Here is a 21,138-nt window from a genome sequence, read left to right as displayed (position 1 = left end):
ATACACACAATGTGTAGTCATCTCGGCAAACTGTTCCCGAGTTGCTTCTGTTGTCGGGGCTCCGGCGTCGCGATGCTTGATTGCAGCATCATCGCCCAGGCCTCAAGGGAGCACTCATGGCATTCGTACTCAAGGCGGCGACCGGGAAACCGGCGCAGCGATCCGGCAACCCCGCAGTCGTGGACACGGTGGCGAACGTGATCGACGATATCCGCGCGAATGGCGAGTCCGCCGTTCGAAAATACTCCGAGAAGTTCGACAACTGGTCGCCGGAGTCGTTCCGGCTCACGAAGGACCAGGTCCGTTCGATCGTCTCCTCCGTGCCGGACACCGTCCTCGACGATCTGAGATTCGCGCAGCGCCAGATCCGCAACTTCGCTCAGGCTCAGCGGGACTCGATCCACGACATTGAGATCGAAACCCTCCCGGGTGTCTTCCTCGGGCACCGCAATGTGCCGATCGACGCTGCAGCGGCGTACGTTCCCGGCGGACGGTACCCGCTGACCGCTTCGGCGCACATGACCGTCCTGACCGCGAAGGTAGCCGGAGTCGAGCGTGTCGCCGCGACGACACCACCGAATGCCGGTGAGGCACCTCCGATCAGCGTCGCTGCGATGCACCTGGCCGGCGCCGACGAGATCTTCGTATTGGGCGGCGTCCAGGCGATCGCAGCGCTCGCCCTCGGCACCGAGACGATCGATCCCGTCTCCATCCTGACCGGCCCCGGCAACGCGTACGTGGCCGAAGCCAAACGGCAACTGTTCGGCGAAGTGGGTATCGATCTGTTTGCCGGGCCGACCGAAACGCTGATCGTGGCGGACGATCACGCCGACCCGTTCACCATCGCGGTCGACCTGCTGAGTCAGGCCGAGCACGGTCCGGATTCACCGTGCATACTGATCACCACTTCCGAGGCCGTGGGGCAGGCAGCCCTCGACCACATCGACGCGCTGCTACCCGGGCTCGTGACAAACGCGATCGCCGGCCCAGCCTGGCGTGATCACGGTGAGGTGCACGTCGTCGACACCGTCGCCGAGGCGTACCGACTCGCCGACAGCTTCGCGTCCGAACACGTGCAGATCCTCACCGAGGAGCCACGCAAAGCACTCACCGCAATGCGCAACTACGGCGCCCTGTTCCTCGGAGAAGGAACCTGCGTTCCCTACGGCGACAAGTTGATCGGAACCAACCATGTACTTCCGACCCTCGGCGCCGGTCGGTACACCGGCGGACTCTGGGTGGGAAAATTCCTGAAGACCCTCACCTACCAGGAGGTTCGCAACCCGGAGACCAGCGCGCAGCTGGGCGAGATCTGCGGCCGGGTGGCGCGGCTGGAGCGCTTCGAAGGACATGCCCGGTCGGGTGATCTTCGCGCAGCCAAGTTCAGTGGCGCGCCGCTACCGTGGGGCGACATTCCGACCCGGGTGGCATCGGACCGATGACCCGTATCGAGCACGATCTCCTGGGTGATCGGGAGGTTCCCGGTGACGCCTACTATGGCGTCCATACCTTGCGAGCGGTCGAGAACTTCCCGATCACCGGAATTCCTCTGTCCCATCACACCGACCTCGTCGATGCCCTGGCTATGGTCAAGCAGGCTGCAGCACAAGCGAACACCGATCTCGATCTACTCGATCCGGAGTTGGGCCGAGTCATCGGTACCGCGTGTGAGGAGATCCGCATCGGCGGATTACACGATCACTTCGTCGTGGATGTCATCCAGGGCGGCGCCGGCACGTCGACGAACATGAACGCGAACGAGGTGATCGCGAATCGGGCACTGGAACTGCTGGGCCACTCCCGAGGCGAATACGATCATCTTCATCCGCTCGAGCACGTCAACCTCGGCCAGAGCACGAACGACGTGTACCCGACCGCGATCAAGATCGGCCTGCAGGTGGCGTTGGTGCGGCTGCGGGCGGCGGTGACCGACCTCGCCGAAGCCTTCGCGCTCAAATCCGCCGAGTTCGCCGGCATCTTGAAGATCGGCCGGACCCAGCTGCAGGACGCTGTCCCGATGACTCTCGGACAGGAAGTCGGGGCGTTCGCGTTGATGCTGGGTGAGGACGCACAACGATTGAGTGAAGCCGGCCTGTTGATCGCGGAGATCAACCTGGGTGGCACAGCGATCGGGACCGGACTCAACACCCACCCCGAGTACGCAGCGCTCGTGCGCGATCATCTTGCCTCGATCAGTGGTCTCGACGTGATCACCTCGCCGGACCTCGTCGAGGCCACCCAGGATGTGGGCGCGTTCGTGCAATTGTCGGGTGTCCTCAAACGTACCGCGGTCAAACTGTCGAAGATCTGCAATGATCTCCGACTGCTCTCGTCGGGTCCCCGTGCTGGATTCGGTGAGATCACGCTTCCGTCGGTACAGGCAGGTTCGTCGATCATGCCCGGCAAGGTGAACCCGGTGATCCCTGAGGTCGTCAACCAGATCGCGTTCCGCGCCATCGGGAACGACCTGACAGTGACCATGGCTGCAGAGGGCGGTCAGCTCCAGCTCAACGCCTTCGAGCCGATCATCGCGCACAGCCTGTTCGAAACGATCGAACTCCTAACCCGAGGCTGCACGGTTCTTCGTGAGCGCTGTGTCGTAGGCATCGGCGCCAATGTCGAGCACCTGCGGGCAACGGTGGAGTCGTCCATCGGTGTGGTGACCGCACTGAACCCCTACATCGGCTACGCGGCCGCCACGTCGGTCGCGGCAGAGGCACTCGAATCGGGGCGGAGCGTGGCAGCCCTCGTCCTCGAGCGTGGCCTCCTGAGCCGCGACGAACTCGACGATGTGCTGAATCCAAACCGGCTCACACGGTCCGTAACACGCTGAGCTACATCGACCCGGCCGCTCGATGCCGAGTTCGATACGTTTGACCGAAAGCACCGCCTGTCTTGCCCTCGGTGTCCGACCATGGAAGGCGACAACAACGCCGGTCGAGGAAAGCAGGAACCATGCCGAAATACCTGTGGCAGGTCACCTACACCGCAGAGGGCGCGAAAGGACTCCTGAGCGACGGCGGCAGTGCCCGTCGGGACGCGATCGTCGCGATGGTCGAAAGCGTCGGCGGTACCGTCGAGTCCGTGCACTTCGCCCTGGGCGGGCACGACCTGTATGTGCTCGGTGAGGTGCCCGACGAGATCGCCGCCGCCACCCTCGAACTCCGCACCATCGCGTCGGGTGCCGCGCGATCGAGGCCGATCGCGCTGCTCACCCCGGAACAGGTCGACGAAGCCGCTCGGCGGGACGCCTCCTACCGAGCGCCCGGTAGCTGAGTCGAGGGACCAGCAGGCGCTCGTGGCTGTCATGCCGGTCCCCGTCCGCACCAGCCTTCAGGCTCAGCTGCCTTCTCATACCGGCAGGTAGCGTCTGAGCAGAAAATCCTAATCACGAACAAGGAGCCGCGCTATGGGCCTCTCCAACGCGTCACCGGTCGGCGACGCCGATCATCTCCGCGTCGTGTGGCCTCAATGGCAGGGTGCCGGCATCTCCAGTGTCCAATCGTTCGCGCCTGAGTTCCCCCTCGATGTCGCCCGTCGCGGGTATGCGGTGGGCACGGCAGTCCTCGAAGCGGTTCTCCCACCTCATAACGGACCGGCGGTGACAGTGCCGGTCACGATGTCGGACAGAGGTCTGGATGAGCAAGACGGGGTCGAAGCCAAAGAAATCGTCCTCAGACAGCTCAGGGACGCGCTGGATTCGATCCGCCGACACAATCCAGCACGTATCACGACCCTGGGAGGCGAGTGCTCAGTGAGCGTGGCACCATTCACTGAGCTCGCCAACCGCTACGGACACGACCTCGCGGTGATCTGGATCGACTCACACCCCGATATCGGCACTCCTGAGAGCGAGTATCCCGGCTATCACGCAATGGCCTTGGCCAATGTCACCGGGCACGGCGACCCCGATATCCAGAATCTACTCTCTGCGACCGTCTCCCCCGACCGAGCAGCCCTGGTAGGCCTGCACTCCTGGACCGACGACGACTTCCCGAACGTGGCCGCATGGGGAATCCGAACCTTCGGTCCGGACGACCTCCGCACAACCAGCGCGCCTCTGCTCGACTGGCTCGCCGCTACCGGCTGCTCACACGTCGCCATCCACTTCGACGTCGATGCCGTCGACAGCAACGAAGTCGTCCTGGGTCTCGGGATCGAGCCGGGCGGGCTCACGAGCACCGAGATCAGCCGCATCGCCAACGACATCAGCAACGCTGCAGACGTCGTCGGCACCACGATCGCGGAGTTCATTCCCCGTCAGGTGATGCGCCTCCAACGAATTGTCGACGACTTTCCGCTGATCGCAACGCCGGAGAGCTGACGTCGGGCTGTCTTCTGGAACCGAGGACCCCGCCGGTGCGCTACCCGCGCCGAGGCGAATCGGCGATCAGTCGAAGGTCATGCCGGCGTCGGCGCCTCGTTGCATGGTGGTGTTCGCACCATCCAGCGCCTCTCGGATGATGTCGGCATGCCCGCTGTGGTGAGCAGTTTCGCGGATAATGTGCAGCAACACCTTTCGCGCACTCCACCATTCCCGCTCCGGCGCCCACGGTGCGGTCGGGAGCGGAACCTGCAGGTCGAGGTCGAGGCCCGCGACGAAAGCCTCGGTCGCAGCTGCCACCTTCGCGTACTCGTCGAGCAAGCCGGTGAGGGTGTCGTCGTCGCTCATGTAATACGACACCATCGCCGAGTCCATGTCGAAGACGGCGTTCTCGTCCAGTTCACGAATCCTGTCGATCCAGCCGCTCTCGGTGGCCGATACGTGCTTGATGAGTCCGCCCAGGGTGAGGTCGCTGGCGGTGCTTCGGGCGCGAGCGCCCGCGTCGTCGAGTTCGCGCACGGTGATGAGAAGCATGTCTCGTTGTTCCGCGAGCATGGCCAGAATGTCGGTGGCTTCGACGGTCATGTTTTCGGTCATGTGCTCAAGGTATAAGCGATTGAGGACACCTTCGGTCCGCAATTAATACAGTGCCGAAATCAGGCCGCGAAACCCACCGCGCCGATCACCGGGACAATCGTCATGAATACGATCGCGACGACGAACAGCGTGATCGTCAGTTTCCTGTCCCACTTGGCTCTCGCTCCACTTGCGGCGGCGAGAAAGAACACGAATCCAACGCAGATCGAGCCGATGCCGATGATCACGGGTGTTTCGAGCATGCCCCCATCTTCCCGCATACCCACCCCGGCGACATCACCGGTTGACCCGAACCACCTCGGCCACACAATCAGAATCTGCGTCATGCAACCTTGGGGTTGCAGCGAGGACGCTGGGATGCAACCCTAGAGTTGCACCTAGCGAGGAGGAACCATGGCCGTCGAACTCGACCGCATCAACCGACAGATCACCATCAATGCCCCGGCGGCACGAGTGTGGGAACTTGTCTCGGAACCCGGGTGGTACATCAACGAGAGCGAAATCACCGAACACCGACTCGAACGGAACGGCGAACTCACTGTCGTCCACGACCCGATCCACGGCGCCTTCGCATTCCGCACCGTCACCCTGGACGAACCCGACTACGCGGCATTCCGCTGGCTGTCCGACCACACAGACCCCGACAGCCCGTCCACCCTCGTCGAGTTCCGGATCCAGGCCGTCTCCGACACTTCGACTGTCCTACATGTGACGGAAACCGGATTCGAGTCGCTCCCAGGTGATGCCGCCGAGCGTCGTGCCAAGTACGAGGAGAATACCGAAGGCTGGACCATCGAGCTGGATCTCGCCAGGGTTCACCTCGAGAAGGGAGAAACAGTTGCCGCACAGCGAGCCCAATGAGACGTCCGATACCACACGCGTGTTCGCTGCCCTTGCCGACGACACGCGGTGGCAGATCCTTCAACGCCTCGGACGATCGCCCGCTTCGGCGTCGGGCCTCGCATCCGAGTTCACGGTGTCGCGCCAGGCCATTGCCAAACACCTGGCGGTACTGCAGGAATGTGGACTCGTCACATCCGAACGCATCGGTCGTGAACTCCGGTTCGCTGCCGCCGGTTCACGATTGAGCGCGGTGGGCCGGACATTGGACGCCGTGGGCTCAGGTTGGGACCGCAGGCTCGACGCTATCAAGAGGGCCGCGGAATACCCTCGCTGAACTCAGCAGCAACGTGACGAGCCGGAACTTGCCGGCATCGAACAACTCACTCTCCCACAAGTTTCGCACTATCCCATGGGGATCGCGCGCACACCGAGCGCCCAGGGCACCCCCGCGGCGGAGCCGGCGTCCGTGGTGATCTGGGTGATCATTTCACGCGGAGGGATGTGGTCGGGTAGCGCCGCCAAGTAGACCTCGTGTGCCTCCAATGAGGCGATGCCCTTCTCCACCGACTCGGCGCGCAGCGCGATCGCATGTGTATCGACCGCGCCCGTGACGAACAACCACCGAGTCGACCATGCCTCGAGGCCCTCGTCGGTGAACAATTCTCGGTAGAGCCAGGGATTGTCGGCGTCGCGGATCGCGTCGACCGTCGCGAGCCCGGTTGCGCGATGATCCGCGTGGTTGAGACCCCACGGCACTTCGAGGTCCCAGGTTGTGCACATGACCGCATCCGGGCGGAACTGGCGGATCCGGCGAGCGATGTGACGGCGGGTGTCGACGTCTGCTTGCAGCAACCCGTCGGGTAGATCGAGGATGCTCAGGTCCGTTACACCCACGAGTGCGCAGGATCGCCGCTGTTCTTCTGCCCGAAGCGGCCCGACCTCTGCCGGATCACGATCCCGAATCCCCGCTTCCCCAGCCGTCAGCAACAGGTATGCAACTTCTACACCGTGCGCTGTCCACTCGGCGACAGCTGCGGACGCGCCGTACTCCATATCGTCAGGATGCGCGACGACACACAGGACGCGACGGATGTCGGCGCCGTCGAACAACTCCAGGGTCATATCGGTCATACCGCCAACCTACCGCCCTCCCGAAGTACTGGAGGCGTCCGTCGATCCTCCGGTGTTCCGTGCGACCCGCGCTTTACGCTCCGTGACGCGACCGTTGGTGTCCGAAATGATGGTTGGCGGCCGATATTTCGATACACCAACCATCATTTCGGGCACAAGCACTCGTCAGACCGGGTACTCACCCACCATGGGCGGGAGAACGGGTCAACGCACCTACTTGCGACCCGCCTGCCACTGCATACCCCATCCGTACTGGCGGTCGAGGTCGGACTGGCTGCCGTTGACGTACTCGACGAGACGCTGGACGGTCACACCCTGCCCGGTGCTCTGCAGCATCGCGATAGCGCAGATGCGGGCGCCGTTGTTCGGCGAATCGAGGCGCACCTCGATTTCCGGTCCCGACGGCTGGGTGAGGGTGACGACACCGTCGACGGCAGCCCAGTTGGCGGCACCCTCGTAGATCATGGCGAAGATCAGCACCCGCTTGAACAGCTCGGGGCGTTCGAGGTTGATGTGCATGTTCTCGCCACCCTGAGCGGAACCGGTGCGGTCGTCGCCGTCGAGGTGAATGTACGGCGGCGTATTCAACGACCCGAAGCTGTTCCCGAGCGCCTGGATGACACCCTTCGAGCCGTCGGTCAGCTCGTACAGGCAGCCGAGGTCCAGGTCGACTCCGCCGGCGGCTCCGGTGAGTTTGGCGAGGAATCCCTTCTTCTGTTCACCGCGCGACCAGTTGAGATTGACCCGGGTCATGCCCTGACCTGCGCCGCCTTTGCTGAGGCTGACGGTGGGAGATTCCTTGGTGAGGTTGATCTTGCTGAGGTTGACTCCCCCGGATCCCTGCTCGGGCTTCTTGTTGTAGTCGATGGCCATGTACGTGCCTTTCGTGACGTGATGCCGGGATATGGAGATGGGAGCCTCCTGCCCGAGAACAGGTCGAAGGCTCCCATCGGTCGAGCTCGATCAGGCTGCTACTTCCGCCTTGGCTTCCTTGCGGTTGCGGTAGATGCTCGATCCGAACGCCGCACCGATCAGGACGATGCCGACCATTCCGGTGATGAGCTCGGGAACGTGCGTGCCGATCGAGTACAGCAGGATCAGTGCGAGTGCACCGATCGCCCAGTGGGCGCCATGCTCGAGGTAGACGTACTCGTTGAGCGTGCCCTTCCGAACCAGGAAGATGGTTATCGAACGGACGAACATGGCACCGATGAAGCCGAGACCCAGCGCGATGATGATCGGGTCGGACGTGATCGCGAATGCGCCGATGACACCGTCGAACGAGAACGAGGCGTCGAGGACCTCGAGGTAGAGGAACAGGAAGAAACCTGCCTTACCCGTGGCTTTCGCCAGGCCGCTCGGCCCACCGGTCGGCTCCTCACCTTCCTCGGGGATGTGGAACATCTCGCCGAGACCGTTGACGGCGATGTACGTGATCATGCCGAGTGCACCGGCGATCATCACCGTCGAGACTGCGTCGTCCGGTGCAATCACCGTGGCGGTGACGAGGAGCAGACCCGTCGCGATGACGACCTCGAGCTGATCGAGTTTGCCTGCCTTCGCCAGCGGGCGTTCGATCCACTGCAGCCACTTGATCTCACGGTCTTCCAAAATGAAGTGCAGGAACAGCATCAGCAGGAACATTCCACCGAACGCCGCGATCTGCGGATGCGCGTCGGTGATCAGTGTTTCGTAGCTGGGATCACCGTTCGCGAAGTACGGCGCGCCGTCGGGTGGAGGATTGAGCGCCAGATCGAGCGCGGCGACCGGACCGAGACCTGATGCGACCCAGACGATGAGCAAGGGGAACACCAGGCGCATGCCGAAGACGGCGATGAGGATACCGATGGTGAGGAAGATCTTCTGCCAGAACTCGCTCATCCGCCGCAGCACGGTCGCGTTGATGACCGCGTTGTCGAACGAGAGCGATACCTCGAGGATGCCGAGGATCACGCAGAGGAAAAGAGCTTGGGGACCGCCGTAGAGGAACGCGACGACCAGCGCCGCTACGGTGACGGCGAATGACGCACCGAATATTCGCAGAACCACGAAGCGTGGCCTTTCTTTTTCGAAGTCAGGGCTTTGCAGGGTGGTTACTGCAATACGACAGATGCGGATCCGGCCCCCGGCTCCACGGCCCGGGACCGGATCCGATCCGGAGGATACTTAGACGTTGACGCCGTAGTCGCGGGCGATGCCCGACAGACCCGAGGCGTAGCCCTGGCCGATCGCGCGGAACTTCCACTCGGCGCCGTTGCGGTAGAGCTCGCCGAACACCATCGCGGTCTCGGTGGAGGCGTCCTCACTGAGGTCGTAGCGAGCCAGCTCGTTGCCGTTGGCGCGGTCGACGACGCGGATGTAAGCGTTGCGAACCTGCCCGAACGACTGGCTGCGTGCGTCGCCGTCGTAGATCGACACCGGGAAGAAGATGGACTCGATGTTCGCCGGAACAGCAGCCAGGTCGACGTTGATGACCTCGTCGTCGCCGTCGCCTTCACCGGTGCGGTTGTCGCCGGTGTGCTCGATAGCGCCGTCGGGCGACTTCATGTTGTTGAAGAAGATGAAGTGCTGGTCGGAGACGACCTTCTTGTCGGCGCCCGTGGCGATTGCGCTGGCGTCGAGGTCGAAGTCGGTGCCGGTGGTGGTGCGCACGTCCCAGCCGAGGCCGACAGCGACTGCCGTCAGGTTCGGTGCTTCCTTCGTGAGGGAGACGTTGCCGCCCTTGGTCAAGCTGACGCCCATGCGGGGTCCTTTCGATCGGTCGTCGACGCACCGGAAGGTACGTCCGATTCAGCGCGTGTCACACCACAGTAATAGGTGGGAATGAAGTACGCTCCTGCCCACTATGCCCAGTGTCCGCGGCCCACGGTGTCCGCGACCGCGCGACCAGTACCATTCGGTCTTGTGGCGAGCCGATGGACGCGCCGCCTCTTCGGCGGCGAGCACTCCGAAGACCCCGCGGCTCGTCGTGCCCATGACGCGATGGTGGCCGCATTCCTCGACATGGATCGACGTCAATCGGTCGCCGAGGCGGGCGTTGCCGAATCACACGAGCTCGCGCCCGAACGAAACCTACTCCGGCAGTGGGAGCCGATCCGGCAGACCTGCTATCTCGCGGCCGAAGGGTATCTGCGACTCGCACGCACCGAGCCCGAGCAGGATTTGGCGCCCGTTGCCGACTACGACCACGCCATTCGTCAGATAGGTGACGCAACAAGAATTCTCGATGAATTCTACGAGAACAACCGCGGACATCTCGAACACATGGCTGCACTCGCGCAGACAGTTCCTCAACTCGCACATCGGGTTCGGGCCGAAGCTCAGGTCGCTTTCGAATCTCTACTGGCCCCTGAGCGAGCACAGTTCGCGCACTATCGATCGATCCGCACCGCCGCCGAATCGCTCGAGGCTGCGCTGCGCTCCCTGGACTCCGCTGCCGGCACCGGCGCCCTGCGCACGAGAGCTCACGAGGTCGAGGAAGCAACGAAAGCTCTACGGCAGGCCCTGACCGACGCACCCGGACGGCAGAGTGAAGCGCGCAACACTGTGGCGTCGGTCACGACCCGGATGAACGCGGTTCGTACCCGAATCGAGGGCCTGCCACCTGCGTTTTCGTCGTTGCTTCGTGAGTTCAACGCCGCGAGCTCGGCCGATCTGTCGGGTAACGAGCAGCAAGCCGAGACGCTCCTCGAGCACGCGGGCACGCACCTCGACGACGCACGCAGGGCAGTGGACGATGCCCGGCCCGAGCTCGCACTCGATCTCGCGAACGAGGTGCGCGTCGATCTTGCTGCCGCCGAGCAACTGGTCGATGCGGTGACCGGCCGACTGGCGACATTGCGTGCGGTCCGGAAGAATCCGGAGGCCAAGGTCGACGAAGTCCGGTTCCGGCTGCGCGATGCGCAGCTTCTCGCCGTACAACGCGACCTGACAGAAGAGTGGGGGTCGGTTCTCGATGCCCAATTGAACCGAATCGACAGAGCCGTCGACGCGCTCACCGGAGTCCATCCGGACTATTGGGCCTACGTCCGCGATCTCGACGCGGTATCGGATTTCATCGCCGGAGTGGTGGATCGACTGAGAGGACGGGCCGACAGGCAATGACGGGGGCAACCTTCACCGCGGCGCAGACGATGCGCCATTTCCGTCATCTGGATGGAGCAACCCTCGACAGGTTGTTCTTCCAGGTACCGCAGCCGTTCGGTGACGGCGACGACCGCGCCCGTCTCGCGGTCGCACTGGGTGCGACGCTGTACGTGCCCGCGACACGCGACGACCTGACCTCGACGATCCTGCGCCGAGCCGACGAAGGCGTCACGTCGATGGTCCTCGACCTCGAAGACGCCGTCGCCGACGACGAAGTCGAGCGGGGTATGAGCAACGCCGTCGCCACGCTCGGCGAGCTCGCCGCCCGGGGAGACGCCCCGATGCTCCTGTTCGTCCGCGTCCGCACACCCGCCGGTATCGACCGCATCGCCGCCACCCTCGGTGACGGCGTGCGAGTTTTCGCCGGATTCGTGCTACCCAAGTTCACCTCCGCCAGTGGCCGCGAATTCCTCGATGCAGTGACCTGCGCATCCGAACAGCTCGGCAAGCATCTGTACGCGATGCCGGTCATCGAATCCTCCTCGGTCGTGCACCGCGAGACTCGCGACGACGAACTGCGCGCCATCTCGCAGCTGCTCGCCGAGTACCGGACCCAGGTGCTGGCGGTGCGCGTCGGCGCGACCGACATGTGCGCGACCTTCGGCATCCGGCGCGACCGCGATCTGACCATCTACGACGTGCGCGTCGTTGTCGACGTGATCGCCGCCATCGTCAACTATCTGGGCCGCACCGACGGCACCGGATTCGTCATCACCGGCCCGGTCTGGGAGTACTTCGCCGACCACGAACGCATGTTCCGCCCGATGCTGCGCGCCACCCCGTTCGAAGAGCAGGACGCCGTGCTGTTCCGGCAGCAACTCGTCAGCCGCGACCTGGACGGGCTGCTTCGCGAGATCGCACTCGACCGCGCCAACGGTATCCAGGGCAAGACCGTCATCCATCCGTCGCACGTCGCCGCAGTGCATGCACTGTCCGCGGTGACCCACGAGGAGTATCACGACGCCCTCGACATTCTCGACGCGAATACCGGCGGGGTGCGCGCGTCGGGGTACGGCAACAAGATGAACGAACGACGACCGCACCGCACCTGGGCACAGCAGACTGTGCTGCGCGCGTCGGTGTTCGGCATCACCAAGAAGGGGGTCACGTTCGTGGACCTGCTGACAGCACTGGTGGACCGGTGACCAACACACTTCAACCCATGTGGGCAACAGAGGAATTCGGGCTGGTGTTGCACCACGGCACTACGTCGACGGGGTACACCGTGCCCGAGCTGATCGAACCGGGCCTGCGCCGGAATCCGCGACGCGCGCACCTGCTGGTCTCGACCGTGCTCGGCAAGCACCTTCCCACCGATCCCACGACGGTGCTGGCTGCGGGTCGACGGCTGGGTCGGCTTGCCGCAGAGGCGCTCGGACCGGATGCCGGCGACGCGGTTGTCCTCGGATTCGCTGAAACCGCAACGGGTCTCGGACACTGCGTCGCCGACACCATCGGAGCCGCATGCTATCTGCACTCCACGCGTCGCCACGTTCCGGGTGCCGACGTCTTCGCCGGATTCGAGGAAGGCCACTCGCACGCGACGTCACATCTGCTACAGCCCACGTCGCCCGAGCTCTTCGCGAACCCGGCACCGCTGGTGCTCGTCGACGACGAGATCTCCACCGGCGCCACCGCGCTCGACGCGATCCGGGCACTGCACCGGCAGCAACCACGGACACGTTACGTCGTGGCGTCGCTCGTCGATATGCGCTCGGATGAGCACCGAGGGCTCACCACCGCTGCCGCCGCCGAGCTCGGTACCCGCATCGATCACGTGAGCCTTGCCGCTGGACACGCGGAGATTCCCGACGGGCTGACTGCGCGAGTGACGACGCTCCCGGATCCGGAACTGAATCCGATTGCTCCGCAACGGGGAGAACACCGCTTCGTGACACTGCCGTGGCCGAATCACGTTCCCGACGGCGGCCGCCACGGGGTACTGGACTCCGACGGCGCGAGCTTCGACGCCGCCGTCGAGGCCGCCACCGACACACTTGCAGACGCACGCGATGCTGCGCGACCGGCGATCGTGATCGGGCACGAAGAGTTGATGTACCTGCCGCTACGGCTCGCAGATGCGCTCGCCGCGCGCGGAACACCTGCGAGGTTCCAGACGACGACCCGGTCGCCGGCGTATGTCCTCGATGTCCCCGGCTACCCTCTTCGACGCGGATTCACTTTTTCTGCACCGGAATACATCTCGGAAAACCTCGAGCCCGAGGCGCCTCGGTTCCTGTACAACGCGCGGTGGCCCGGCGCCCACTCACGTTCCGAACTGATCCTGGTGATCGACGGCCCGGCCGATACCGACCGCTTGCGCGCACCCGGCGGCCTCCTCGACGTGCTCACGGCCGCGGGTGAAGACGTGTTGGTCGCCGTCGTGCCCTCCACGGACCCGCTGACATTGCGGGAAGCCAGGGCAGGCCGCACCAGAAAGGAGAACACGTGACCACACCGTTGACCGGACCCGATTTCGGGTCGTACGGAGCCGACGAAGTGCGCTGGCTCCTCAAAGATCTCTCGCACCTCGACCTCGAGGGTGGCATCGCCGAACGCGAAGCCCGGATCCAGGCCGGTCTCGCGCACTACGCCGAATCGCTCCCCGTCGAGTACCAACCCGACGCCGCCTACCGGGAACTGTTCGACAAGGCCCTCGCCGCTACCGCGCCCCGTCTCGCGCAGGCCGTCGGCACCGTCACCGAACTACTGATCGCCGAACGCGGCACCGATCTCACGCTCGTGTCGCTCGCCCGAGCCGGCACTCCGATCGGAATCCTGATCCGACGCTGGGCCAACCAGCACCACGGTCTCGATCTCCCGCACTACGCGGTCTCGATCGTCCGCGGACGCGGAATCGACAGGACTGCCCTCGATTACATAGCGGCGCATCACCATCCGAAATCTGTGGTGTTCGTCGACGGCTGGACCGGCAAGGGCGCCATCGCGCGGGAACTTGCCGCAGCGCTCGCCGAGTACAGCGCCTCCGGTGGACACACCCTGTCGAGTGATCTTGCGGTACTCGCCGACCCGGGGCACTGCGTACGCACGTTCGGTACCCGTGACGATTTCCTCATCGCATCGGCCTGCCTGAACTCGACCGTATCCGGGCTCGTGTCGCGCACCGTACTCAACGACGATTTCATCGCACCGGGCGAGTTCCACGGTGCCAAGTTCTACGCCGAACTCGCTGACGACGACGTCTCCGGAATCCTTCTCGACACCGTGGCCGCCGAGTTCGACGATCGCGGAGCCGCCGTCGCACAGGCCCGGATGATTCTCGACTCCGACCGCGAACCCACCTGGGCAGGTTGGGAATCCGTCGAACGGATCCGTACCCAGTTCGGTATCTCGAGCGTCAACTTCGTCAAGCCCGGCGTAGGCGAAACCACCCGGGTGCTGCTGCGCCGGGTACCGTGGAAGGTGCTCGTGCGCGACAGCCACGCCGACGAACACGCTCACATCAGGATGCTCGCTGCGGCTCGCGATGTTCCTGTCGAGGAAGTACCCGAACTCGCCTATTCGTGCATGGGCCTGATCAAGGACCTGCCGTGACTCCCGCACTCATCGCGACCGATCTCGACCGCACGATGATCTACTCGCGCGGCGCGATGGGCGAGAGACGATTCGCAGAGGGCGGGTTGCTGTGTGTCGAGTACTACGAGGGGGCCCCGCTGTCGTACGTGTCCGAGGGCGCCGCCACCAGGCTCCGCGATCTCGCCGCGTCGCATCCCGTGGTACCGACCACCACCCGCACACCCGAACAGTTCCACCGGATCGACCTCCCCGGCGGGCCGTGGCCCTACGCCATCACCAGCAACGGGGGAGCGATTCTCGTCGAGGGCCGAGCCGATGTGAGTTGGCGTCGCAGCATCGACGCCATGGTGCGGTCGTCGTCCGCATACCTCGGCGAGGTCACCACCGAGCTGCAACGTCGCATCTCATCCGAGTGGGTGTCGAAGTTCCGGATCGCCGAGGAGTTGTTCTGCTATCTCGTCGTCGACACCGACGCCCAACCTGACGATTTCCTGGACCACTGGAGCGTGTGGTGCACCGAGCACGGCTGGAACGTCTCGCAACAGGGCCGCAAGATCTACACCATGCCCAATCCGGTGTGCAAGAGTCGCGCGGTCGCTGAGGTGCGCCGACGATTGACCGAGGCGGGGCTGCTCGCTCCCGACTCGGCAGTGCTGGCGGCCGGCGACGGCGCTCTCGATGCCGAGATGCTTGCCGCCGCCGATGCGGCGATCCGCCCGCGACACGGCGAGCTCGAATCCCTGAACTGGCAGCATCCGACCCTCACGATCACCGAGCACGAGGGGATCACCGCCGGTGAGGAAATCCTCGACTGGTTCACCCGGTCGGCCGGCGTGCCGGTCGCTTCGTAGAGTTGACACCGACCGACCGTCCATCTACCGCAGACACAGTGAGGACTTCGATTTGTCCAGCTCGCTCGCCAAAGGCCAGAACGGCCCCCTCAGCGCACACGACGTCGTCGTTTCCCTGGAACTGACGACGCCGGCAGACCTCTCTGCGTTGCTGGTCACAGCCGATGGCAAGGTCCGGTCCGACGCTGATTTCGTGTTCTTCAACCAGCCCGCGGGCCCCGGTGTGAACCTCGTGCCGGGCGCGCCCGGACAGGCCGCATCTCTGGCAGTGTCGCTCGGTGCGGTGCCGGCCGACATCGAGCAGGTTCGCGCGGTGATCACCCTCGACGATGCGTCGAGCAATTTCGGGCGCTTCGCTCCGCCCACAGCGCGGGTGTCCGACACGAACGGCACCGTGCTGTACGAATACCGGATCGAGGGTCTGAGCAGCGAATCCATTGTGATCGCCCTCGAGCTGTACCGTCGCCAGGGCGCTTGGAAGGTCCGCGCCGTTGGGCAGGGATACGCCGGCGGGTTCGCGGCGCTGGTGACCGACCACGGCGTCTCCGTCGACGATGCGCCTGCACCGGCTGCTCCTGCCGCACCGGCTGCACCTGCCGCACCGCCGGCCCCCGCTCGGCCCGTTGCCCCGCCGCCGCCCGCGCAGCCGTTCAACCAGGCGCCACCCACACAGCCGTTCAACCAAGCGCAGTACAACCAGGCGCCCGCGCAGGCGCAGTACAACCAGGCACCTCCGGCCCCTGGGGGTCCGCCCGAGGTGAGCCTGACGAAGAGTCGTCCGGTGAGTCTCGTCAAGGGCCAGAAGGTCACGCTCCGCAAGGACGGCGGCGTCGCGCTCACCTTCCTGCGGATGGGTCTCGGCTGGGATCCCATCGAGAAGCGTGGGCTGTTCGGCAACCGCGCTCCGAACATCGACCTCGATGCGACAGCAGTGATGTTCGCCGATCAGAACATCATCGATGTCGTCTACTACGGGCAGCTCACGGCGAAGGACGGCTCGATCCAGCATCAGGGCGACAACCTGACCGGGGAAGGCGCCGGCGACGACGAGGTGATCCTGGTGGACCTCACCCGGGTCCCCCCGCACATCAACACGGTGATGTTCATCGTCACGTCGTACAAGGGCCACACGTTCGAGCAGGTGCAGAACGCGTTCTGCCGCCTCGTCGACGGCACCACCAACGACGAGCTCGCCCGCTACACGTTGCAGGGTGGTATGCCCTTCACAGGCATGGTCATGGCGAAGGTGTACCGCCAGGGCAGCGAGTGGAAGCTGCAGGCCATCGGTGAAGGCATCCAGGCGAAGCATCCGGGTGAGGCTGCACCGCAGCTCGGCCGCTTCCTGGTGTCGTGACCGTGAACGGAGTGTTCACTCCGGGGCAGAACGCTCCGTTGACGGCCCGGACTGTTCGTTTCTCGGTCTCCGCCACCGTTCCGGTCGACCTGTGCGCGTTCGTGGTCGACGACCGTCTACAGGTCGCATCGTCGGATGACGTGGTGTTCTACAACCAGCCCCGAACGCAGGGCATTCGACTCGATGGGGACGCGATCGTCGTCGAGTTGGGTGCGCTGCGTGCGGGTGCTCGTGTGCTGTGTGCGGCGAGTACGGATCCCGACGCTGCTGTTGTCACGTCGCTGGCAGATTTTTCCGGTGCTCCCCTCGCGTCGTTCGAGTTGGATCCGTCCGGCACCGAAACCGCCCTGTTGTGCTGGGAGCTCTACCCGCACAACGGCGGCTGGAAACTTCGAGCCCTCGGCCAGGGCTATGCGGGCGGCCTCGGCGAGATGTTCACTGCGCACGGCGTCGAAGTCGACGACGCTCCCGTGCCGGCCGCGCAACCGCCGCAATCTCAGCCTTGGGCCCCGGCCCCGGGTGACGTCACACCGTCGTTCGAGTGGCTGTGGAAGATCTTCGAGGACGCCGCGCGCGCAACCGCGGCCTACGTGTCTGCCCGCGAGTACGCGCAGCGCCGCCTCGACGACGAACTCTCCGCCGCCGTGGCCGATCCGGCGACCCGCACCGGCCCTGCGGCCGATGCCGCACGCGCGCATGCGCACCGACGATGCGAAGAACTCAACTCTGCTGCGGAGCAACGCTATCGGGAGGATACGTCGCGACTCACCGACGAGCTGAACACCATCGACAGCCTGTTGCCCGCATCGTTGGCCACGTGGACGTCCGCCTCCTGGAGTGGATCCTGCTCGCCGAGCGACGGAATTCGGGTGGGCGATCTCTGCTCCCCGCGCGCGACGCTCCGCGTGCCACTGTGCGTGCCGCTACCGATGCGGCGGCCACTGTGGATCGATGGTGACGCCTCGGCGGCACAGCACGTCGTCACCGCACTCGCATTGCGTCTGCTCGCTGCACAGCCCGGTGCACGTATCGACATCGTCGATCCCGGGGGAGCGCTCGTCGAACTTCGGGAATTGACCGGGCCCTTGCTCGCCGGACCGCCGGTGCTCGACATCGGTGGCGTGGCAGCCAAACTGAAGGGTCTGGCCGACAGCGCCGACCTGGCAACCCTCGCGATGTCCGCCGACCCTGCGACGGCACACCTGGAACCACGTGTCCTCGTGCTCGCCGGCATTCCGCACGGTTTCAGTGGCGACGACCTCGTCCACGTCGTCAGGCTCACCCAACTACCCGGTGCGCAGCACATCTCGATCGTGATCGCCGGCGCCGCCGACACAGTGATCGATGATCCGGCCCTGCAGATTCTGTTCGAGCAATCCCAGCATCTACCCACGACGGACGCGGGGCATTTCGCCGACCCGTGGACGCGGAACGACTGGACCTTCACTCCTGACGAGCTTCCCGCCGACGCCGTCCTGCTGCAGCGTGTGATCGCCACCCTCGGGGCCGTCTGACGCGGACTCCGTACGCCGTCAGTGAACGGAGTTCCCGAAAGCCTTCTTGCGCAGGAACTCTGCGGTCAATCGGATTGTTTCGAGGCTTTCGGGAAGCAGGCCGTCGAGTACGGGGAAGGCGTGTACTTGACGTCGCCACACGTGCGTTTCGACGGTGCCACCGACATTACCCAGCCGATCGGTGAGGTCGAGGATGTCGTGCTCGAACATCTCTGCCGCGCCCGCGGTGAGGAAGGCGGGAGGGAACACCGCGGGGTCGACACCCAGGATCGAACGTTGCCCGCGCAGTTCGACCGGTCCGCGGGTCCACTTCCGCTTGACCCGCCGATAGGCCGACACCGGCATGAGCGCATCGCGCCGAATGAGGTCGTGATCGCGCAGATCTGCATCGAGATTCAGGTGCGGCGAGAAGCCGACGTACGCAGCGGGGGGCTGCACTTCGTCGAGGTCCGCCAATTCGCATATCTTGGCGGCAAGGTATCCGCCCGACGAATCTCCAGCAACGACGACCTTGGTCGGGTCGGGGCAGATCTCCAGGAGATGCCGATACGCCGTGCAGGCGTCGTGCACCGCGGAACCCACCCCGGCGTGCGGAAGCTTCCGGTAGATCGGGGAGTACACCGGAACCGACAGGACCTGCGCAATCCTGCTGGCCACCCTGCGGTGGGTGCCGGCACCGCAGAATGTGAATCCGCCGCCGTGCAGGTACAGCACGCTCGCTCCGGCCAGTTCGTCGGTGGACGAGGTGTGCGGCAGGTAACACTCGGTCGGCACCGCTCCCAACTCGGTGACCGAGTGTTCGACGTCGCGCAGCACCGGAAGTCGGCCTATCGCCGAGTCGATCGTGGCCAGCGCGCTGATGCCGGTATCGCCGAGAGGCCAGGTCCGATAGCACTGCTTGCCGACCCCCCGCGCGAGGACGTAGACGAGGCCCGCCCGCAGGCTCGCGTCGTCGTGCAGGATCGGTTCCACCTGCAGCGGGGCACGGTGGCCCGGACTGCCGGGTGCGGTGTCGGTGGCCACGGCGGCTCCCTCGGGTCAACTGGCCGGACACGATCTGACACTGATGTGTGTCAGATCAAGGACTGGCACAGTATGTCACGGAACAATCGTCGAAGGGACCGAGCCGAACAATGGCATCTGCACGAAAACGAAGCACCGGACGCCGCTATTCCGGATTGGACGCCGACGAGCGCGCGCAAGCTCGTCGAGCAGCGATCCTCGAAGCGGCCCTGGAGCTGTTCGGCACGCGCGGGTATGCGACGACCTCGGTCAAACAGATCTGCAGCACGGCGGCACTCACCGAGCGGTACTTCTACGAGTCGTTCCAGGACCGACAGGCGGCCCTGGCCGGTGTCTACGGGATGCTCGTAGCCGAGCTGCAGGCCGCAACGACGAGTGCGATCACCGCCGCGAACGACGGCATCGAGACCAGGATTCGATCTGGCCTGACGGCGTTCGTGGGCTATCTGACCGATGACCCGCGCCGCGCGCGCGTCGTGCTCATCGAGATTGTCGGCGTCTCCCCCGAACTCGAGGAGCTGCGGCACGGCGTGCTGCGCGGATTCGCGGATCTGACCAGCTCGGTGTGGTCGACGCAGTCCGGGTTCGACTCTGCTGCCGAACCCACGAAACTGACCGCGATCGCCCTCTCCGGAGCAGTCAACAACTTGCTCGTGGACTGGATGATGACCGGACGACGTCAGGAGCCGGAGGTGCTGGTCGACGTGTGCACGACACTCTTCGTCTCCGCACTGACAGGTCTCGTCACGCCCGACCTGCCGAAGTAGCCGCACGAAGGTTCACACAGCCCCTGAGCTGTGTCATACTCGACACACAATGTGACACGCCGACATGTCACATATCGTTGCGACTGCCACCCGAGGAGGCCCTGTGCCCTCAAAGAACCGACCGGTAACGCGCGTGATCGCGGTGACCGGCGCCGCGCGCGGAATCGGTCTGTCCATCGCCCGTCACCTCGCAACGGAAGGCGCTCGGGTTGCAATCGGCGACCTCGACGCACAGCAGGCGTCCGCGGCTGCCGCGGAGCTCCCCGGTGAGGCCGCCGGATTTGCGCTCGACGTCACCGACACCGCCTCGTTCACCCGCTTCCTCGACGCCGTCGAAGCGAAGTGGGGCCCGATCGATGTCCTCGTCAACAATGCCGGTGTGATGTGGGTCGGGCGCTTCGACGAGGAGCCCGAGAAGGCCACCCGTCGCCAACTCGAGGTGAACCTCCACGGCGTCATCCGCGGGGTACGTCTGACCGCGCCGCGGATGCGCGCCCGCGGACGCGGTCATATCGTGACAGTTGCGTCGGCCGCCTCGCGGCTGGCACCGGCGGGCGAGGCCACCTACGCCGCCACCAAGCACGGGGTACTCGGCTATCTGAGCGCGGTCCGCACCGAATTGCGCGGCAGCGGTGTCGATCTCTCGGTCGTGATGCCGACCGTGGTGGATACCGAACTCGCTGCCGGAACCTCGTCGGGATCGGTCAACATGCTGACCCCCGACGACGTCGCCAAGGCGGTGTCGCGCGTGATCGCACGACCACGATTCGAGGTGTCCGTCCCGGGGTTCGTCAGCCCGCTTGCTCGCGTGATCGCCGCCCTGCCCGACCCGCTACGGGTCGCGTTGTACCGCCGCATGGTGCCGGATCAAGTCGTCACACTCGGCGACAACCGTTCCGCACGTGAGAAGTACGAGGGCGCAGCGCTCACCCATGGCGACAATCCGGGAACCTCTTCGTGACCTCCCGTCCACCGACACCGTCGCTCGACTCGGCACGCTCTCGTGACGCTACCCATCTATCGGAAGGAGAACGGCGCCTGTCTCTCCCTC

Annotated in this window: 22 protein-coding genes; 15 read left to right on the top strand and 7 right to left on the bottom strand. The window is 65.0% G+C overall.

The features are described from left to right. The first annotated feature begins 116 nt into the window (after window positions 1-116). The 4 genes from hisD to ACZI8W_RS07615 all read left to right on the top strand — a co-directional run bounded on the left by hisD (window position 117) and on the right by ACZI8W_RS07615 (window position 4,324). On the top strand, window positions 117-1,442 hold the full coding sequence (gene hisD, locus ACZI8W_RS07630; protein WP_463367874.1) for a histidinol dehydrogenase: 1,326 nt from the start codon (window positions 117-119) through the stop codon (window positions 1,440-1,442). Further along, window positions 1,439-2,833 (top strand): aspartate ammonia-lyase, encoded by a 1,395-nt coding sequence (locus ACZI8W_RS07625; RefSeq protein ID WP_463367873.1) that lies wholly within the window; start codon window positions 1,439-1,441, stop codon window positions 2,831-2,833. The genes hisD and ACZI8W_RS07625 overlap by 4 nt, the downstream gene beginning before the upstream one ends. A 122-nt stretch (window positions 2,834-2,955) precedes the next feature. Further along, entirely contained in the window at window positions 2,956-3,276 is a 321-nt protein-coding gene (locus ACZI8W_RS07620) for a GYD domain-containing protein (RefSeq protein WP_463367872.1), read from the top strand. Window positions 3,277-3,409: 133 nt separating this feature from the next. Next, window positions 3,410-4,324 carry an arginase family protein gene (locus tag ACZI8W_RS07615; RefSeq protein ID WP_463367871.1) on the top strand — a complete coding sequence of 305 codons (915 nt, stop codon included), beginning with the start codon at window positions 3,410-3,412 and terminating at the stop codon, window positions 4,322-4,324. A gap of 66 nt (window positions 4,325-4,390) precedes the next feature. On the opposite strand, the gene ACZI8W_RS07610 is transcribed toward ACZI8W_RS07615, so the two are convergent. Together ACZI8W_RS07610 and ACZI8W_RS07605 are read right to left on the bottom strand one after the other, a co-directional pair. After that, window positions 4,391-4,921 carry a DinB family protein gene (locus tag ACZI8W_RS07610; protein ID WP_463367870.1) on the bottom strand — a complete coding sequence of 177 codons (531 nt, stop codon included), beginning with the start codon at window positions 4,919-4,921 and terminating at the stop codon, window positions 4,391-4,393. 59 nt (window positions 4,922-4,980) lie between these two features. Then, the gene (locus ACZI8W_RS07605) at window positions 4,981-5,163 is read right to left on the bottom strand and encodes a hypothetical protein (protein ID WP_463367943.1); all 183 of its coding nucleotides are present in this window, start codon (window positions 5,161-5,163) and stop codon (window positions 4,981-4,983) included. A 151-nt stretch (window positions 5,164-5,314) separates the two neighbouring features. On the opposite strand from ACZI8W_RS07605, the gene ACZI8W_RS07600 reads away from it, so the two are divergent. Then, window positions 5,315-5,782, top strand: coding sequence for an SRPBCC domain-containing protein (locus ACZI8W_RS07600; protein ID WP_463367869.1), 468 nt, complete (start codon window positions 5,315-5,317; stop codon window positions 5,780-5,782). Then, entirely contained in the window at window positions 5,760-6,098 is a 339-nt protein-coding gene (locus tag ACZI8W_RS07595; RefSeq protein ID WP_463367868.1) for an ArsR/SmtB family transcription factor, read from the top strand. The genes ACZI8W_RS07600 and ACZI8W_RS07595 overlap by 23 nt, the downstream gene beginning before the upstream one ends. A 68-nt stretch (window positions 6,099-6,166) precedes the next feature. Here ACZI8W_RS07595 and ACZI8W_RS07590 read toward each other — a convergent pair whose 3' ends face one another. From ACZI8W_RS07590 to ACZI8W_RS07575, 4 genes are all read right to left on the bottom strand, one after another. Next, window positions 6,167-6,895: a PIG-L deacetylase family protein gene (locus tag ACZI8W_RS07590; protein WP_463367867.1), complete on the bottom strand. Its 729-nt coding sequence runs from the start codon at window positions 6,893-6,895 to the stop codon at window positions 6,167-6,169. A 213-nt stretch (window positions 6,896-7,108) separates the two neighbouring features. Beyond that, window positions 7,109-7,768: a TerD family protein gene (locus ACZI8W_RS07585; protein ID WP_463367866.1), complete on the bottom strand. Its 660-nt coding sequence runs from the start codon at window positions 7,766-7,768 to the stop codon at window positions 7,109-7,111. Window positions 7,769-7,858: 90 nt separating this feature from the next. Further along, window positions 7,859-8,944 (bottom strand): DUF475 domain-containing protein, encoded by a 1,086-nt coding sequence (locus tag ACZI8W_RS07580; RefSeq protein ID WP_463367865.1) that lies wholly within the window; start codon window positions 8,942-8,944, stop codon window positions 7,859-7,861. A gap of 117 nt (window positions 8,945-9,061) precedes the next feature. Continuing rightward, entirely contained in the window at window positions 9,062-9,637 is a 576-nt protein-coding gene (locus tag ACZI8W_RS07575) for a TerD family protein (protein ID WP_463367864.1), read from the bottom strand. Between the two features lie 240 nt (window positions 9,638-9,877). Here ACZI8W_RS07575 and ACZI8W_RS07570 point away from each other — a divergent pair, with 240 nt between their 5' ends. The 7 genes from ACZI8W_RS07570 to ACZI8W_RS07540 are packed head-to-tail and all read left to right on the top strand — an operon-like array spanning window position 9,878 to window position 18,297. Further along, a complete protein-coding gene (locus tag ACZI8W_RS07570) occupies window positions 9,878-10,999 on the top strand; it encodes a hypothetical protein (RefSeq protein ID WP_463367942.1) in 1,122 nt (373 codons plus the stop codon). After that, on the top strand, window positions 10,996-12,186 hold the full coding sequence (locus ACZI8W_RS07565; protein ID WP_463367863.1) for an HpcH/HpaI aldolase/citrate lyase family protein: 1,191 nt from the start codon (window positions 10,996-10,998) through the stop codon (window positions 12,184-12,186). Before ACZI8W_RS07570 ends, ACZI8W_RS07565 begins: the two co-directional genes overlap by 4 nt. A gap of 17 nt (window positions 12,187-12,203) precedes the next feature. After that, window positions 12,204-13,493, top strand: a complete 1,290-nt coding sequence (locus ACZI8W_RS07560; protein ID WP_463367862.1) for a phosphoribosyltransferase family protein — start codon at window positions 12,204-12,206, stop codon at window positions 13,491-13,493. After that, window positions 13,490-14,596 carry a cysteine protease StiP family protein gene (locus ACZI8W_RS07555; protein ID WP_463367861.1) on the top strand — a complete coding sequence of 369 codons (1,107 nt, stop codon included), beginning with the start codon at window positions 13,490-13,492 and terminating at the stop codon, window positions 14,594-14,596. Before ACZI8W_RS07560 ends, ACZI8W_RS07555 begins: the two co-directional genes overlap by 4 nt. A gap of 35 nt (window positions 14,597-14,631) precedes the next feature. Beyond that, the gene (locus ACZI8W_RS07550) at window positions 14,632-15,429 is read left to right on the top strand and encodes an HAD family hydrolase (RefSeq protein WP_463367941.1); all 798 of its coding nucleotides are present in this window, start codon (window positions 14,632-14,634) and stop codon (window positions 15,427-15,429) included. A 52-nt stretch (window positions 15,430-15,481) separates the two neighbouring features. Beyond that, window positions 15,482-16,783: a TerD family protein gene (locus ACZI8W_RS07545; protein WP_463367860.1), complete on the top strand. Its 1,302-nt coding sequence runs from the start codon at window positions 15,482-15,484 to the stop codon at window positions 16,781-16,783. Beyond that, complete coding sequence (locus ACZI8W_RS07540) at window positions 16,780-18,297, top strand: TerD family protein (protein WP_463367859.1); 1,518 nt, start codon at window positions 16,780-16,782, stop codon at window positions 18,295-18,297. The genes ACZI8W_RS07545 and ACZI8W_RS07540 overlap by 4 nt, the downstream gene beginning before the upstream one ends. Before the next feature lie 18 nt (window positions 18,298-18,315). Here ACZI8W_RS07540 and ACZI8W_RS07535 read toward each other — a convergent pair whose 3' ends face one another. Beyond that, window positions 18,316-19,320 (bottom strand): alpha/beta hydrolase, encoded by a 1,005-nt coding sequence (locus ACZI8W_RS07535; RefSeq protein ID WP_463367858.1) that lies wholly within the window; start codon window positions 19,318-19,320, stop codon window positions 18,316-18,318. 110 nt (window positions 19,321-19,430) lie between these two features. On the opposite strand from ACZI8W_RS07535, the gene ACZI8W_RS07530 reads away from it, so the two are divergent. Both ACZI8W_RS07530 and ACZI8W_RS07525 read left to right on the top strand, forming a co-directional pair. Beyond that, window positions 19,431-20,087 (top strand): TetR/AcrR family transcriptional regulator, encoded by a 657-nt coding sequence (locus ACZI8W_RS07530; protein WP_463367857.1) that lies wholly within the window; start codon window positions 19,431-19,433, stop codon window positions 20,085-20,087. Between the two features lie 103 nt (window positions 20,088-20,190). Continuing rightward, entirely contained in the window at window positions 20,191-21,048 is an 858-nt protein-coding gene (locus tag ACZI8W_RS07525; RefSeq protein ID WP_463367856.1) for an SDR family oxidoreductase, read from the top strand. The last annotated feature ends 90 nt before the right edge of the window (window positions 21,049-21,138 follow it).

This window comes from Rhodococcus ruitaii, assembly GCF_055230935.1.
This window is presented reverse-complemented; position numbering and strand designations above follow the sequence as displayed.

Coding starts and splice junctions, on each gene's coding strand:
- ACZI8W_RS07615 (WP_463367871.1), top strand. CDS start 3,410: ATGGGCCTCTCCAACGCGTCACCGGTCGGCGACGCCGATCATCTCCGC.
- ACZI8W_RS07605 (WP_463367943.1), bottom strand. CDS start 5,163: ATGCTCGAAACACCCGTGATCATCGGCATCGGCTCGATCTGCGTTGGA.
- ACZI8W_RS07590 (WP_463367867.1), bottom strand. CDS start 6,895: ATGACCGATATGACCCTGGAGTTGTTCGACGGCGCCGACATCCGTCGC.
- ACZI8W_RS07600 (WP_463367869.1), top strand. CDS start 5,315: ATGGCCGTCGAACTCGACCGCATCAACCGACAGATCACCATCAATGCC.
- ACZI8W_RS07530 (WP_463367857.1), top strand. CDS start 19,431: ATGGCATCTGCACGAAAACGAAGCACCGGACGCCGCTATTCCGGATTG.
- ACZI8W_RS07585 (WP_463367866.1), bottom strand. CDS start 7,768: ATGGCCATCGACTACAACAAGAAGCCCGAGCAGGGATCCGGGGGAGTC.
- ACZI8W_RS07565 (WP_463367863.1), top strand. CDS start 10,996: ATGACGGGGGCAACCTTCACCGCGGCGCAGACGATGCGCCATTTCCGT.
- ACZI8W_RS07610 (WP_463367870.1), bottom strand. CDS start 4,921: ATGACCGAAAACATGACCGTCGAAGCCACCGACATTCTGGCCATGCTC.
- ACZI8W_RS07620 (WP_463367872.1), top strand. CDS start 2,956: ATGCCGAAATACCTGTGGCAGGTCACCTACACCGCAGAGGGCGCGAAA.
- ACZI8W_RS07575 (WP_463367864.1), bottom strand. CDS start 9,637: ATGGGCGTCAGCTTGACCAAGGGCGGCAACGTCTCCCTCACGAAGGAA.
- ACZI8W_RS07550 (WP_463367941.1), top strand. CDS start 14,632: ATGATCTACTCGCGCGGCGCGATGGGCGAGAGACGATTCGCAGAGGGC.
- ACZI8W_RS07570 (WP_463367942.1), top strand. CDS start 9,878: ATGGTGGCCGCATTCCTCGACATGGATCGACGTCAATCGGTCGCCGAG.
- hisD (WP_463367874.1), top strand. CDS start 117: ATGGCATTCGTACTCAAGGCGGCGACCGGGAAACCGGCGCAGCGATCC.
- ACZI8W_RS07625 (WP_463367873.1), top strand. CDS start 1,439: ATGACCCGTATCGAGCACGATCTCCTGGGTGATCGGGAGGTTCCCGGT.
- ACZI8W_RS07560 (WP_463367862.1), top strand. CDS start 12,204: ATGTGGGCAACAGAGGAATTCGGGCTGGTGTTGCACCACGGCACTACG.